The sequence below is a fragment of the Pseudomonas sp. GD03875 genome (genome assembly GCF_029840585.1).
Lineage (GTDB): Bacteria > Pseudomonadota > Gammaproteobacteria > Pseudomonadales > Pseudomonadaceae > Aquipseudomonas > Aquipseudomonas paralcaligenes.
The window spans coordinates 30,291-43,445 of the sequence record NZ_JAOCCV010000040.1; the positions used below are offsets into that span (position 1 = coordinate 30,291).

Consider the following 13,155-nt stretch of genomic DNA (forward strand, 5'->3'; position numbering starts at 1 on the left):
TCAGCGCGGTGCAACCGGGCGCTTGACCGGCTTCTTGCCCCCGGACTTCTCCGCCTTGCGCCGCGCCTCGGCAGCGGCCTTGGCCTGCTCGCGCTTGTCCCACGCCTTGCTGCCATCGCTGCCGCGCGGCGGCAGGCCGGTGTGCTGGGTGAGGATGCGGCCGACCGTCTTGCCCTTGTTGTCGCTGCCGACCTTCTTGCTGCCGGCCGGCGTCGAGTTCTTGCGCCGCGCGCTCTGGTACTCGTCGGGCTGCGGCTGGTAGGTCGGGATCAGGTGATGCTTGCCGTTGCCGATCAGGTCGGCGCGGCCCATGCGCTCCAGCGCCTCGCGCAGCATCGGCCAGCCCTTCGGGTCGTGGTAGCGCAGGAAGGCCTTGTGCAGGCGGCGCTGCTGATCGCTCTTGACGATGGTCACGCCGTCGCTCTTGTAGGTGACCTTGCGCAGCGGGTTCTTGCCCGAGTGGTACATGGCCGTGGCGCTGGCCATCGGCGACGGGTAGAAGGCCTGCACCTGGTCGGCGCGGAAGCCGTTGCGCTTGAGCCACAGGGCGAGGTTCATCATGTCCTCGTCGGTGGTGCCCGGATGCGCCGCGATGAAGTACGGGATCAGGTACTGCTCCTTGCCCGCCTCCTTCGAGAACTTCTCGAACATCTGCTTGAAGCGATCGTAGCTGCCGATGCCCGGCTTCATCATCTTCGACAGCGGGCCTTCCTCGGTGTGTTCCGGGGCGATCTTCAGGTAGCCGCCGACGTGGTGGGTGACCAGCTCCCTGACGTACTCGGGCGATTCGACGGCGAGGTCGTAGCGCAGGCCGGAAGCGATCAGGATCTTCTTCACCCCCGGCAGGGCGCGGGCCTTGCGGTACAGCTCGATCAGGGACGAGTGGTCGGTGTTCAGGTTCTCGCAGATGCCCGGCCACACGCAGGACGGCTTGCGGCAGTGCTGCTCGATGTCCGGGCTCTTGCAGGCGATGCGGTACATGTTGGCGGTCGGGCCGCCGAGGTCGGAGACCACGCCGGTGAAGCCCGGCACCTTCTTCATCTCCTCGATCTCGGCGAGGATCGATTCGTGCGAGCGGTTCTGGATGATGCGCCCCTCGTGCTCGGTGATCGAGCAGAAGGTGCAGCCGCCGAAGCAGCCGCGCATGATGTTGACCGAGAAGCGGATCATCTCGTAGGCCGGGATCTTCGCCTTGCCGTACTCCGGGTGCGGCACGCGCGCATAGGGCATGCCGAACACGTAGTCCATTTCCTCGGTGGTCATCGGGATGGGTGGCGGGTTGAACCACACGTCCACCTCGCCATGCCTCTGCACCAGGGCGCGGGCGTTGCCCGGGTTGGTCTCCAGGTGCAGCACGCGGTTGGCGTGGGCGTAGAGCACCGGGTCGTTGCGCACCTTCTCGAACGACGGCAGGCGGATCACGGTCTTGGCGCGGGTCATCCTCGGGCTGGGCAGCAGCTCGATGACCTTGGCCTCGTTCGGGTCCTCGGCCGGCCCCTTGTCCTGCTCGATGGCGCAGGCGGCGGTGTCCTGGGTGTTGACGTAGGGATTGATGATCTTGTCGATCTTGCCCGGGCGGTCGATGCGGGTGGAGTCCACCTCGAACCAGCCTTCCGGAGTGTCGCGGCGGACGAAGGCGGTGCCGCGCACGTCGGTGATCTGCTCGATCCGCTCGCCGAAGGCCAGGCGCTGGGCGATCTCCACCACGGCGCGCTCGGCGTTGCCGTACAACAGGATGTCGGCGGTGGCGTCCATCAGGATCGAGCGGCGCACCTTGTCCTGCCAGTAGTCGTAGTGGGCGATCCGGCGCAGCGAGGCCTCGATGCCGCCGAGAACCACCGGGGTCTGGCTGTAGGCCTCCTTGCAGCGCTGGCTGTAGACCAGGCTGGCGCGATCCGGGCGCTTGCCGGCGAGACCGCCCGGGGTATAGGCGTCGTCGCTGCGGATCTTCTTGTCCGCGGTGTAGCGGTTGATCATCGAGTCCATGTTGCCCGCCGCCACGCCGAAGAACAGGTTCGGCTGGCCGAGCTTCATGAAGTCGTCCTTCGAGCGCCAGTCCGGCTGGGCGATGATGCCGACGCGGAAGCCCTGGGCCTCCAGCAGGCGGCCGATGATGGCCATGCCGAACGACGGGTGATCGACGTAGGCGTCACCGGTGACGATGATGATGTCGCAGCTGTCCCAGCCGAGCTGGTCCATCTCCGCCCGGTTCATCGGCAGGAAGGGCGCGGGCCCGAAACACTCGGCCCAGTATTTCGGGTAGTCGAACAGCGGCTTGGCGGCTTGCATATTTTTTGATCAGGCGGACGCTCACGGGGCGCGGAATATAGCACAAAAAATATACAGAATCCGACCAGGGCGCTCGGGCGTATCCTGCTGCCGGTTTGTGATCACGATCACTTCCATGGCTATACTCCCGGCCAATTGCCCACGCCATTCAGAACCCGGTTCAAGGAGTCCACCCGGTGCGATGCCCTCTCGCGCATGCGCTGCTGCTGATGCTGTGCCTGAGCCTGCTCGGCGGGCGGCTGCAGGCCGCGCCCATACAGCTGCAGGCCGACAGCAGCGGACAGGAGCTGAACGGGCATATCGCCCTGCTGGAAGACGCCGGTGGCGAGCTGGGCATCGAGGACATGGCCGACCCGGCCGTGCAGGCGCGCTTCCGGCCAGCCGACGGCCGCGCCAGCGTCGGCCAGAACGCCAACCCCTGGTGGATCAGGATCGAACTGCAGCGGGCGGCCACCGCGCCGGCGCAGTGGTGGTTGGAAATCGGCGCGGTGACCCCGCTCGACCTGCAACTGTATGTGCCCGACGGCCAGGGCGGCTGGAGCCTGCGCCAGTCCGGCGAGCGGGTGAGTTTCGCCGAGGGCCGCGACCACGACTACCGGCGCGCGGTGCTGCGCCTGCCGGAACTGGGCGAGACGCCGCAGACCTTCTACCTGCGCAGCTACGACCCGGCCGGCAACTCCTTCCCGCTCAAGGTCTGGCAGCTGGATGCGCTGGACCACCTGGCCAACCATGAGAACCTCGGCCTGGGCCTGATCTACGGCATCATCGCCGCCCTGCTGCTGTACAACCTGTTCATCTTCCTCACCCTGCGCGACTCCGCCTACTTCTGGTACGTGCTGACCACCGCCGGCGCCCTGCTGCTGATCGTCAGCATGAGCGGCCACGGCTTCCAGTACCTGTGGCCGGGCGCGCCGGTACCGTTCTGGCTGGACCGCATCACCCTGCCCTCGCTATGGGGCTTCTGCGCCTGCCGCTTCACCCAGACCCTGCTGCAGACCCGCGTCCATGTGCGCTGGGCGCACCATCTGCTGAGCTTCGCCTGCGCCTGCTACGTGATCGCGGTGGTGCTCGACGGCTTCGGCCTGCGCGGCACCGCCGCCTGGCTGATCGCCCTGCTGTCGCTGACCAGCATCCCCGCCGCCCTCGGCTCGGCGATGATCCGCTGGCGCCAGGGCTACTTCCCCGCCCTGCTCTACCTGTTCGGCTACGGCCTGATCCTCGGCAGCATCAGCCTGGCGCTGATGCGCTCCACCGGCATCGTCCAGCCGGCCACCTGGAACGCCTACGTGTTCCCCCTGGCGGTGGCCGCCGAAACCATCCTGTTCTCCTTCGCCCTGGCCTACCGCATCCAGACGCTCAAGCAGGAAAAGGCCGAGGCCATGCTCCAGGCCGATCGCGAGAAGACCGCGCGCCTGGCGCAGATGCAGGCCAGCGCCGACGAACTGCAGGAAGCCGTGCGCCTGCGCACCGCCGAACTGGCCCTGGCCAACCAGCAACTGAGCGAGCGCGAGGAGCGCCTGCAGCACGCCGCCTTCCATGACCCGCTGACCGAACTGCCCAACCGTCGCTACCTGATCGAGCGCGCCGAGATGGCGCTGGCCGACGCCCAGCGCCGCGAAGAATCGGTGGCCCTGATGCTGGTGGACCTGGACCACTTCAAACCGATCAACGACCGCTATGGCCACGACGCCGGCGACCTGATGCTGCGCACCATCGGCCAGCGCCTGCGCGAGCACATGCGCGCCAACGACATGGTGGCGCGCCTCGGCGGCGACGAATTCGCGGTGCTGGTAGGCGGCGCCGACGCCCGCCAGCATGTCGAGGAAGTCGCCACCCGCCTGCTTGCGGAACTGTCGCGGCCGGTGATGTACGGCGCCAACCGCCTGGCGGTCACCATCAGCATCGGCGCAGCCTTCTACCCGCAGCACGCGCTGCAGTTCGCCGGCCTCTACAAATCCGCCGACGAGGCGATGTACCGGGCCAAGCAGAAGGGGCGCTCCGGCTTCGTTCTGCAGGGCGAAGGCGGCGAACTGAGCCTGGAAGAATGCCTGGCGCTGGACGTGCTCAAGGTGCCCAGCGGACTGAGCTAGAACAGGCTTTCCTACACGAACGAACCCGTAGGGTGCGCCATGCGCACCGACGCCAGGCTCAGGTGTGATAGCGACGCGGCACCCGCGCGGTGACCTTGGTCAGCAGCTCGTAGCCGATGGTGCCGGCGGCTCGCGCCACCTCGTCCACCGGCAGGTTGGTGCCCCACAGCTCCACCGCGTCGCCGACGGCGGCCCCGGGCAGGTCGGTGAGGTCCACCATCAGCATGTCCATCGACACCCGCCCGGCCAGCGGCACACGGCGGCCACCGATCCACACCGGAGTGCCGGCCGGCGCCTGGCGCGGGTAGCCGTCGGCATAGCCGCAGCTCACGGTGCCGATGCGCGACGGCCGCGTGGCGACCCAGTCGGCGCCGTAGCCGATGCTCTCCCCGGCGGGCACCTGGCGCACGGCGATCAGCTGGGCACCGAGCGTCATGGCCGGCTTCAGGCCCAGTTCGGCGGCGCTCAGGTCGACCAGGGGCGTGGCGCCATAGAGCATGATGCCGGGCCGCAGCCAGTCCATGTGCGCGGCCGGGATCGCCACCACGGCCGCCGAGTTGGCCAGGCTGCGCTGGTCGAAATCCAGATCGAGCAGCTCGAGGAAACGCTCCAGCTGCAGCTCGGTCATCGAGTGGCCGCGCTCATCGGCGCAGGCGAAGTGGCTGATCAGGTTCAGCTCGGCGACCTGGGCGGTGCCGCGCAGCCGGGGGAACAGCTCGCGGATGGCCTCGGCGGAGAAGCCCAGGCGATGCATCCCGGAGTCCAGCTTGAGCCAGACGTTAAGCGGCTGCGGCAGATCGGCGGCGAGCAGCGCCTCGACCTGCTTCGGCCCCTGCAGCACCAGATCCAGCCCCAGGTGCGCCGCCATCGGCAGCTCGTCGGCCGAGAAGCAGCCTTCCAGCAGCAGGATGCGCGCCTCAGCGTGCATGGCGCGCACCTCGGCGGCCTCCTCCAGGCTGGCCACGGCGAAACCGTCGGCCTCATCGTGGAGCACGCTGACCACCTCCCGCGCGCCATGCCCATAGGCGTTGGCCTTGACCACGGCGAACGCCTGGCGCCCCGGGGCGCAGCGCCGGGCGAGCCGGTAGTTGTGGACGATGGCGGCCAGATCGATGGTGGCGACGAGAGGGCGCATGGCGGGCTTCCGGAAACGAAACGGGCGCCCATCTTAACCGCTGGGCGCCCGCTTTCATTGATCCGGCAGGGGTATGACGGTCATTCGTCCTCGAACTGGTAGGTCCCCGGTGCCAGATTGTCGAAGCGCGTGTACTTGCCGATGAAGGCCAGGCGGCAGGTACCGATGGGACCGTTACGCTGCTTGCCGATGATGATCTCGGCCACACCCTTGAACTCGGTCTCCGGGTGGTACACCTCGTCGCGGTAGACGAACATGATGATGTCGGCGTCCTGCTCGATCGCACCGGATTCGCGCAGGTCGGAGTTGACCGGGCGCTTGTTGGGGCGCTGCTCCAGGGAGCGGTTGAGCTGCGACAGGGCGATCACCGGGCAGTTGAATTCCTTGGCCAGGGCCTTGAGCGAGCGCGAGATCTCGGAAATCTCGTTGGTGCGGTTGTCGCCGCTGGAGCCCGGGATGCGCATCAGCTGCAGGTAGTCGACCATGATCATGCCGATATCGCCGTGCTCGCGCGCCAGGCGGCGGGCGCGGGCGCGCATCTCGGTCGGCGAGATGCCGGCGGTGTCGTCGATGAACAGCTTGCGCTCGTTGAGCAGGTTGACCGCCGAGGTCAGGCGCGGCCAGTCGTCGTCGTCCAGCTTGCCGGAGCGCACTTTGGTCTGGTCGATGCGGCCGAGCGACGAGAGCATACGCATCACGATCGAGTCGCTGGGCATCTCCAGGGAGAACACCAGAATCACCTTGTCGGAACGCAGCACCGCGTTCTCCACCAGGTTCATGGCGAAGGTGGTCTTGCCCATGGACGGACGGCCGGCGACGATCACCAGGTCGGCCGGCTGCAGGCCGCTGGTCATGCCGTCCAGGTCGGTGAAGCCGGTGGAGATGCCGGTCAGGCCCTCGTTGGTATTGAACAGCTCGTCGATGCGGTCGATGGTCCTGACCAGGATATCGTTGATCCCCACCGGCCCGCCGGCCTTGGGCCGCGCCTCGGCGATCTGGAAGATCTGCCGCTCGGCCTCGTCGAGCACCTCCACCGCGCTCTTGCCCTGGGGCGCGTAGGCCATGTCGGCGATGTCGTTGCTGATGCCGATCAGCTGCCGCAGGGTGGCGCGCTCGCGAATGATCTGCGCATAGGCCTTGATGTTGGCCACCGAGGGCGTGTTCTTGGCCAACTCGCCGAGGTAGCCCAGGCCGCCGACCTGGCTCAGGTGGCCTTCCTTGTCCAGTTGCTCGGACAGGGTCACCACGTCGAACGGCGAGTTGCGCTCGGCCAGGGTGAAGATGGCGCGGAAGATCAGGCGGTGGTCATGCCGGTAGAAATCGCCATCGGACACCGCGTCGGAGACCCGCTCCCAGGCGTTGTTGTCGAGCATCAGGCCGCCCAGCACGGCCTGTTCGGCCTCGATGGAATGCGGCGGCACCTTGAGGGCGGCGGTTTCCAGGTCGTACTGCTGGGGGACGCTGATATCGTTCATGGCAACTCGGATTCCACTGCGCAGAGCCCTTGGGCAAGCCGCGCGGCTTGGCCAAGGGTTCTAAAAAACAACGGGCACGCACCGCAAAGCGATGAGTGCCCGATTGTCTGCAGGCCCGCACCTTCGTGCAAGGCCCGCGGGTCGCTCGCCTTAGGCGGCTACCACGATCACCTTGACGGTGGCTTCCACGTCGGAGTGCAGGTGCACAGCAACGTCGAACTCGCCGACCTGGCGGATGGTACCGTTCGGCAGACGCACTTCGGCCTTGGACACTTCCACGCCAGAGGCGGTCAGGGCTTCGGCGATGTCGTGGGTACCGATGGAACCGAACAGCTTGCCTTCGTCACCGGCCACGGCAGTGATGGTGACTTCCAGCTCGGCCAGTTGGGCAGCGCGAGATTCGGCGGAAGCCTTCTTCTCGGCAGCGGCTTTTTCCAGCTCGGCGCGACGAGCTTCGAACGCAGCAACGTTCTCGGCGGTAGCGGCGGTAGCCTTGCCCTGCGGCAGCAGGTAGTTGCGGCCGTAACCGGATTTGACGTTGACCTTGTCGCCCAGGTTGCCCAGGTTGGCGATTTTTTCCAGCAGGATAACTTCCATTTGGGTCTTACCTCTTAACTTTTAACCTTCACCGTCCGCGGGGCCTGCGCCATCGTTGCGCGCTCGGCGACCGCGAAAATCCATCAGACTGTCGACGATGGCCAGGGCCACCAGTAACGGATAAACCAGCTGCATGAACAGCAGCAGCGACACATACAGCCCCACCAGCCAGAACCGCGCCAGACGCCCTTCGGCGGCCAGGCCATGCAGCAGGGCCACCCCGGCAAACGCCAGCGGCACGCTGCACAGCGGTGTCAGCATGGCCATCTCCAGGCCCAGATTCGGCGCCAGGAACATGACCGCCAACAGCCCGAAGGCCAGTGCCGGCGGCAGCCGCAAGGCGCGAAAATCGCGCCCGAAGCCACCGGGGTTGTACAGTGCCGCCTGCCAGTACCGCCCAAGCATCAGGCAGAGCAGGCTGACGGCCTGCAGCAACGCCGCCATCAATCCGGTGAGCACGGGGACGATCAGTGCCTCCAGGCGGGTCCGCTCCTCTACCGACATCTGCTGGTAGACCCCATCGAGCATCTGCGGCATGAGCTTGTACAGCTCACCCGCCAGAGCGGCGATGGGTTCACGGAACACCGCACCCAGAACCACGCCATACACCAGGCCGACGGGAATGCTCAGCAGCACCACCCGACTCCAGGCGTGGCCGGCGCGCAACAACAGCGCCAGCCCCAGCGAACCGAGCAGCACCAGCAGGGTGCGCGGCTCGCCGAAATGCCACCAGCCCAGGGCCGGCAGCAACGCCCAGGCGAGGATGCCAACGGCATCTCTCGGCCCCCGCCGCAGCAGCACCAGGCAGCTGGCGGCGGCACTCAACCAGAACAACAGCGGCACTGCCGCCGAACCGACCACCACGAGGGTGGCCTGCATGCGGCCGCGCATGATGAATTCAGCCATGGCGCGCATGCGGTTTATCCCTTACTACGAAATCGACGGTCCGCTATCAACGGCCGTGGCTGTCGGTGTAGGGCAGCAGGGCCAGGTAGCGGGCGCGCTTGATAGCGACGGCCAGCTGACGCTGGTACTTAGCCTTGGTACCGGTGATACGGCTGGGAACGATCTTGCCGGTTTCGGAGATGTAGGCCTTCAGGGTGTTGAGATCCTTGAAGTCGATCTCTTTCACGCCTTCGGCGGTGAAACGGCAGAATTTACGACGACGGAAGAAACGTGCCATGAATGTGGCTCCTCAATAGATCCGTGGATTACTCGTCAGCGTTGTCGCTGTTGTCACCGTCTTCGCCTTCGGCGGATTCGGTTTCAACGCGCTCACGGCGCTCGCGGCGCTCGCTGCGGTTTTCTTCGGCCTTGAGCATCTCGGACTGGCCGGTAACGGCTTCGTCGCGGCGGATGATCAGGTTACGGATCACGGCATCGTTGTAGCGGAAGTTGTCTTCCAGCTCGGCCAGGGCCTTGCCGCTGCACTCGACGTTCAGCATCACGTAGTGAGCCTTGTGAACGTTGTTGATGGCGTAGGCCAGCTGGCGACGACCCCAGTCTTCCAGACGGTGGATTTTGCCGCCGTCTTCTTCGATCAGCTTGGTGTAACGCTCGACCATGCCGCCGACTTGCTCGCTCTGGTCCGGGTGAACCAGGAAGATGATTTCGTAATGACGCATGAATGCTCCTTACGGGTTGCAGCCTGCCAACGGAACGTGGTCAGGCAAGGAGTGAATGACTCGTTGATCTTGCCGAAGCGAAGGCGCGCAAGCGCCTGCCGTCGCGGCAAGGGGCGACATTCTAGAGAAGCCCCCTGTCGCGCGCAAGGCGAATTGGCGATTATTTGATCAGGCCTTGCCGGCCACGCGACGCTGGCGCACCGCCTCGAACAGGCAGACTCCCGTGGCAACCGACACATTGAGGCTGCTGACGCTGCCCCCCATAGGCAGCTTCACCAGGTAGTCGCAGTGTTCGCGGGTCAGGCGGCGCATGCCCTTGCCCTCGGCGCCCATGACCAGCACGGTGGGGCCGGTCATATCCAGCTGGTACAGCTCCTGGTCGACCTCGCCGGCAGTGCCGACGATCCACAGGCCCTTCTTCTGCAGCTTTTCCAGGGTACGCGCCAGGTTGGTCACCGCCACCAGCGGAATCACCTCGGCGGCACCGCAGGCCACCTTGCGCACGGTGGCGTTGAGGGTCGCGGACTTGTCCTTGGGCACGATCACCGCCTGGGCGCCGGCGGCGTCGGCGGTACGCAGGCAGGCGCCGAGGTTGTGCGGGTCGGTCACCCCGTCCAGCACCAGCAGCAGGGCGGGACCCTCGCCACGCTCGAGCAGCTCGTCGAGCATGTTCTCGCCCCACACCTGGCTCGGACTGACCTCGGCCACCACGCCCTGGTGCACGCCCTCGGCCCACTCGTCCAGCTCCTGGCGATCCTTGTGCCCGACCGCCACGCGATGTTGGCCGGCCAGCGCCAGCAGGGCCTGCACCCGCGGATCATGCCGGCTCTCGGCCAGCCACAGCTGCTTGACCCGCTTGGGATGATGACGCAGCAACGCCTCGACGGCGTGGACGCCGTAGACCTTTTCCAGTTGGCTCATTGCTTCGCCTTGCGCTTGCTCGGCCGACTTGCCGACGGAGCACCGCCCGCCTTGGGCGTGCCCTTGCGATGGCCGGAAGCCTTGCCGGAGCCGCCCTTGGCCGCGGGAGCCTTGCCGCCGCCCTTCTTGGCGCCGTCGAGCAGAGCCTTCTTCACATCACGGCTCTTCTGCACATCGGTGTTACCGGGCCCCGGGGTCTTGGCCGCCGGCTTGCGACGCGACTCGCCGGCACGGCCACGGCCCGCCGGCGCCTTGTCGGCCCGCCCTTCGCTCAGCTCGAACTCGATCTTGCGCTCGTCCAGATCGACGCGCATGACCTTCACTTCCACGCTGTCACCCAGGCGGAAGCTGCGCCCGCTGCGCTCGCCGGCCAGGCGATGATGCACGGGGTCGAAGTGGTAGTAGTCGCCCGGCAGCGCCGTGACGTGGACCAGGCCCTCGACATAGATGTCGCGCAGCTCGACGAAGATGCCGAAGCCGGTCACCGCGGTGATCACGCCCTCGAAGGTCTCGCCGACGCGGTCCTGCATGAACTCGCACTTGAGCCAGTTGACCACGTCGCGGGTGGCCTCGTCGGCGCGCCGCTCGGTCATCGAGCACTGCTCACCGAGCTTCTCCAGCGCCGCTTCGTCGTACGGGTAGATACGCGCCTTGGGCATGCTCGCCGCGCCGGCGCGCTGTACGTGCTTGGTCTCGCGCTTGGAGCGGATCACGCTGCGGATGGCACGGTGCACCAGCAGGTCCGGGTAACGCCGGATCGGCGAGGTGAAGTGGGTGTAGGCCTCGTAGTTCAGGCCGAAGTGGCCGTTGTTGTCGGCGCTGTACACGGCCTGGCTCAGGGAGCGCAGCATCACGGTCTGGATCAGGTGGAAGTCCGGACGATCCTGGATGCTGGCCAGCAGCTTCTGGTAATCCTTCGGCGTCGGCCCCTGCTTGCCCTTGTGCAGGGCCAGCCCCAGCTCACCGAGGAAGGCCTTGAGCTTCTCGACCCGCTCGGCCGGAGGACCGTCGTGCACCCGGTACAGCGAGGGCATCGAGTGGTCGAGCATGAAGCGCGCGGTGGCCACGTTGGCCGCCAGCATGCATTCCTCGATCAGCTTGTGCGCGTCGTTGCGCTGGGTCGGACGGATCTCGGCGATCTTGCGGCCGGCACCGAAGACGATGCGGGTTTCCTGGGTCTCGAAGTCGATGGCGCCGCGCTCGTGACGAGCGGCCAGCAGCACCTTGTACAGCGAATAGAGTTCCTTGAGGTGCGGCAGGACCGCCTTGTACTCGTCGCGCAGGGCCTTGCCCTCGCTGCTCTTGGGCTGCTCCAGCATGTAGCTGACCTTGTTGTAGGTCAGCCGCGCATGGGAGTGGATCACCGCCTCATAGAACTGGTAGTCGACCAGCTCACCGGACTTGGACATGCTCATCTCGCAGACCATGGCCAGGCGGTCGACCTGCGGGTTCAGCGAGCACAGGCCGTTGGACAGCTCTTCCGGCAGCATCGGCACCACGCGCTCGGGGAAGTACACCGAGTTGCCGCGCTTCTCCGCCTCGGCATCCAGCGCGGAGCCGACCTTGACGTAGTGCGATACGTCGGCAATCGCCACGTAGAGCTTCCAGCCGCCGGAGAACAGCTTCCAGCGGCCGCTGTTCTTCTCGCAATAGACGGCGTCGTCGAAGTCGCGGGCGTCCTCGCCGTCGATGGTGACGAACGGCAGGTGACGCAGATCTACGCGGTTCTCCTTGTCCTTCTCCTCGACTTCGGACTTGAGCTTGCGCGCTTCCTTGACCACCGCCTCGGGCCAGACATGGGGGATGTCGTAGCTGCGCAGAGCCACGTCGATCTCCATGCCCGGCGCCATGTAGTTGCCGATCACTTCGACGATATCGCCCTGGGGCTGGAAGCGCGACGTGGGCCAGTGGGTGATCTTGATCTCGACGAACTGACCGACCCTGGCACCGCTCGTACGACCCGGGGTGACCAGCACTTCCTGCTGGATCTTCGGATTGTCGGCCTCGACGAAGCCGATGCCGGCCTCCTCGAAATAGCGGCCCACGATGGTCTCGTGGGCGCGCGCGATGACCTCGACGATGGCGCCTTCGCGGCGGCCACGGCGATCGAGACCGGAGACGCGAGCAAGCACGCGGTCGCCGTCGAACACCAGGCGCATCTGCGCCGGGCTGAGGAACAGGTCGTCGCTGCCGTCATCCGGCACCATGAAGCCGAAGCCATCGCGGTGGCCGCTGATGCGGCCGCGGATCAGGTCGAGCTTGTCCACCGGCGCGTAGGTGCCGCGACGGGTATAGATAAGCTGGCCGTCGCGCTCCATGGCACGCAGGCGGCGACGCAGCGCTTCGAGCTGCTCGTCGGTGGTCAGGCCGAACTCGGCCACCAGCTCTTCACGAGCGGCGGGAGAGCCGCGCTCGGACAGGTGCTGGAGGATCAGCTCGCGGCTGGGGATGGGGTTTTCGTATTTTTCCGCCTCACGGGCGGCCTCGGGATCGAGGGATTGCCAATCGGCCATTAAGTGAAATCACCTTTACGCATATATAGATGGTGTGCCATGCCCCTATTGAAGCGCGAAACGGCATCGGGGGTCAGCACAATAATTTTTTCGCCGTCAGGGGTTTACAAGCAAAAACGGGCTCCGTATAGTTCGCGCCCACAACGTTGCTGAGACGTTGTAACACGGAAGCGACTGAGTAATCATAGTTTCCCGTGCCCAGGTGGCGGAATTGGTAGACGCACTAGGTTCAGGTCCTAGCGGTGGCAACACCGTGGAAGTTCGAGTCTTCTCCTGGGCACCACTCTTCAGAAACCGAGCCAAAAGCTCGGTTTCGCTTTTAACGGAGCAGCCTCCGTACCGCCGCAAGCGGTGAAGCTGCAAAAAGTCGGCGAGCAATCGTCGCAATGTGCCCAGGTGGCGGAATTGGTAGACGCACTAGGTTCAGGTCCTAGCGGTGGCAACACCGTGGAAGTTCGAGTCTTCTCCTGGGCACCACTCTTCAAGAAAAAACCGAGCTAAGGCTCGGTT

The 13,155-nt window shown here is 66.0% G+C and carries 10 protein-coding genes and 2 tRNA genes; 3 read left to right on the top strand and 9 right to left on the bottom strand.

Going from position 1 to position 13,155, the window contains the following annotated elements; all coding sequences use genetic code 11:
* Nucleotides 1–2,289, bottom strand: a complete 2,289-nt coding sequence (locus N5D30_RS23465; RefSeq protein ID WP_279910934.1) for a YgiQ family radical SAM protein — start codon at nucleotides 2,287–2,289, stop codon at nucleotides 1–3.
* A 209-nt stretch (nucleotides 2,290–2,498) separates the two neighbouring features.
* Here N5D30_RS23465 and N5D30_RS23470 point away from each other — a divergent pair, with 209 nt between their 5' ends.
* Nucleotides 2,499–4,379: a sensor domain-containing diguanylate cyclase gene (locus N5D30_RS23470; protein ID WP_279910938.1), complete on the top strand. Its 1,881-nt coding sequence runs from the start codon at nucleotides 2,499–2,501 to the stop codon at nucleotides 4,377–4,379.
* A gap of 58 nt (nucleotides 4,380–4,437) precedes the next feature.
* Here N5D30_RS23470 and alr read toward each other — a convergent pair whose 3' ends face one another.
* The 8 genes from alr to rnr form a co-directional block, all read right to left on the bottom strand.
* The gene (gene alr / locus N5D30_RS23475) at nucleotides 4,438–5,514 is read right to left on the bottom strand and encodes an alanine racemase (RefSeq protein WP_279910935.1); all 1,077 of its coding nucleotides are present in this window, start codon (nucleotides 5,512–5,514) and stop codon (nucleotides 4,438–4,440) included.
* An 80-nt stretch (nucleotides 5,515–5,594) separates the two neighbouring features.
* Nucleotides 5,595–6,989, bottom strand: coding sequence for a replicative DNA helicase (gene dnaB / locus N5D30_RS23480; protein WP_220814625.1), 1,395 nt, complete (start codon nucleotides 6,987–6,989; stop codon nucleotides 5,595–5,597).
* Nucleotides 6,990–7,139: 150 nt separating this feature from the next.
* Nucleotides 7,140–7,586, bottom strand: coding sequence for a 50S ribosomal protein L9 (gene rplI / locus N5D30_RS23485; RefSeq protein ID WP_220814626.1), 447 nt, complete (start codon nucleotides 7,584–7,586; stop codon nucleotides 7,140–7,142).
* A gap of 21 nt (nucleotides 7,587–7,607) precedes the next feature.
* Entirely contained in the window at nucleotides 7,608–8,501 is an 894-nt protein-coding gene (locus N5D30_RS23490) for a hypothetical protein (protein ID WP_279901956.1), read from the bottom strand.
* Between the two features lie 37 nt (nucleotides 8,502–8,538).
* On the bottom strand, nucleotides 8,539–8,769 hold the full coding sequence (gene rpsR, locus N5D30_RS23495) for a 30S ribosomal protein S18 (protein WP_021701047.1): 231 nt from the start codon (nucleotides 8,767–8,769) through the stop codon (nucleotides 8,539–8,541).
* Nucleotides 8,770–8,797: 28 nt separating this feature from the next.
* Entirely contained in the window at nucleotides 8,798–9,211 is a 414-nt protein-coding gene (gene rpsF / locus N5D30_RS23500) for a 30S ribosomal protein S6 (protein WP_110683505.1), read from the bottom strand.
* A 168-nt stretch (nucleotides 9,212–9,379) separates the two neighbouring features.
* A complete protein-coding gene (rlmB, locus tag N5D30_RS23505; RefSeq protein ID WP_220814627.1) occupies nucleotides 9,380–10,132 on the bottom strand; it encodes a 23S rRNA (guanosine(2251)-2'-O)-methyltransferase RlmB in 753 nt (250 codons plus the stop codon).
* Nucleotides 10,129–12,645 carry a ribonuclease R gene (rnr, locus tag N5D30_RS23510; RefSeq protein WP_279910936.1) on the bottom strand — a complete coding sequence of 839 codons (2,517 nt, stop codon included), beginning with the start codon at nucleotides 12,643–12,645 and terminating at the stop codon, nucleotides 10,129–10,131. The genes rlmB and rnr overlap by 4 nt, the downstream gene beginning before the upstream one ends.
* A gap of 196 nt (nucleotides 12,646–12,841) precedes the next feature.
* Here rnr and N5D30_RS23515 point away from each other — a divergent pair.
* Nucleotides 12,842–12,928: transfer RNA gene (locus N5D30_RS23515), tRNA-Leu, on the top strand.
* A 107-nt stretch (nucleotides 12,929–13,035) separates the two neighbouring features.
* Nucleotides 13,036–13,122, top strand: a tRNA-Leu gene (locus N5D30_RS23520).
* The last annotated feature ends 33 nt before the right edge of the window (nucleotides 13,123–13,155 follow it).

What these genes read in the sequence shown, in the direction of transcription:
- rpsF (WP_110683505.1), bottom strand. Translation starts at nt 9,211, where the DNA reads ATGCGTCATTACGAAATCATCTTCCTGGTTCACCCGGACCAGAGCGAG.
- rlmB (WP_220814627.1), bottom strand. Translation starts at nt 10,132, where the DNA reads ATGAGCCAACTGGAAAAGGTCTACGGCGTCCACGCCGTCGAGGCGTTG.
- rnr (WP_279910936.1), bottom strand. Translation starts at nt 12,645, where the DNA reads ATGGCCGATTGGCAATCCCTCGATCCCGAGGCCGCCCGTGAGGCGGAA.
- N5D30_RS23490 (WP_279901956.1), bottom strand. Translation starts at nt 8,501, where the DNA reads ATGCGCGCCATGGCTGAATTCATCATGCGCGGCCGCATGCAGGCCACC.
- rpsR (WP_021701047.1), bottom strand. Translation starts at nt 8,769, where the DNA reads ATGGCACGTTTCTTCCGTCGTCGTAAATTCTGCCGTTTCACCGCCGAA.
- N5D30_RS23470 (WP_279910938.1), top strand. Translation starts at nt 2,499, where the DNA reads ATGCTGTGCCTGAGCCTGCTCGGCGGGCGGCTGCAGGCCGCGCCCATA.
- rplI (WP_220814626.1), bottom strand. Translation starts at nt 7,586, where the DNA reads ATGGAAGTTATCCTGCTGGAAAAAATCGCCAACCTGGGCAACCTGGGC.
- alr (WP_279910935.1), bottom strand. Translation starts at nt 5,514, where the DNA reads ATGCGCCCTCTCGTCGCCACCATCGATCTGGCCGCCATCGTCCACAAC.
- N5D30_RS23465 (WP_279910934.1), bottom strand. Translation starts at nt 2,289, where the DNA reads ATGCAAGCCGCCAAGCCGCTGTTCGACTACCCGAAATACTGGGCCGAG.
- dnaB (WP_220814625.1), bottom strand. Translation starts at nt 6,989, where the DNA reads ATGAACGATATCAGCGTCCCCCAGCAGTACGACCTGGAAACCGCCGCC.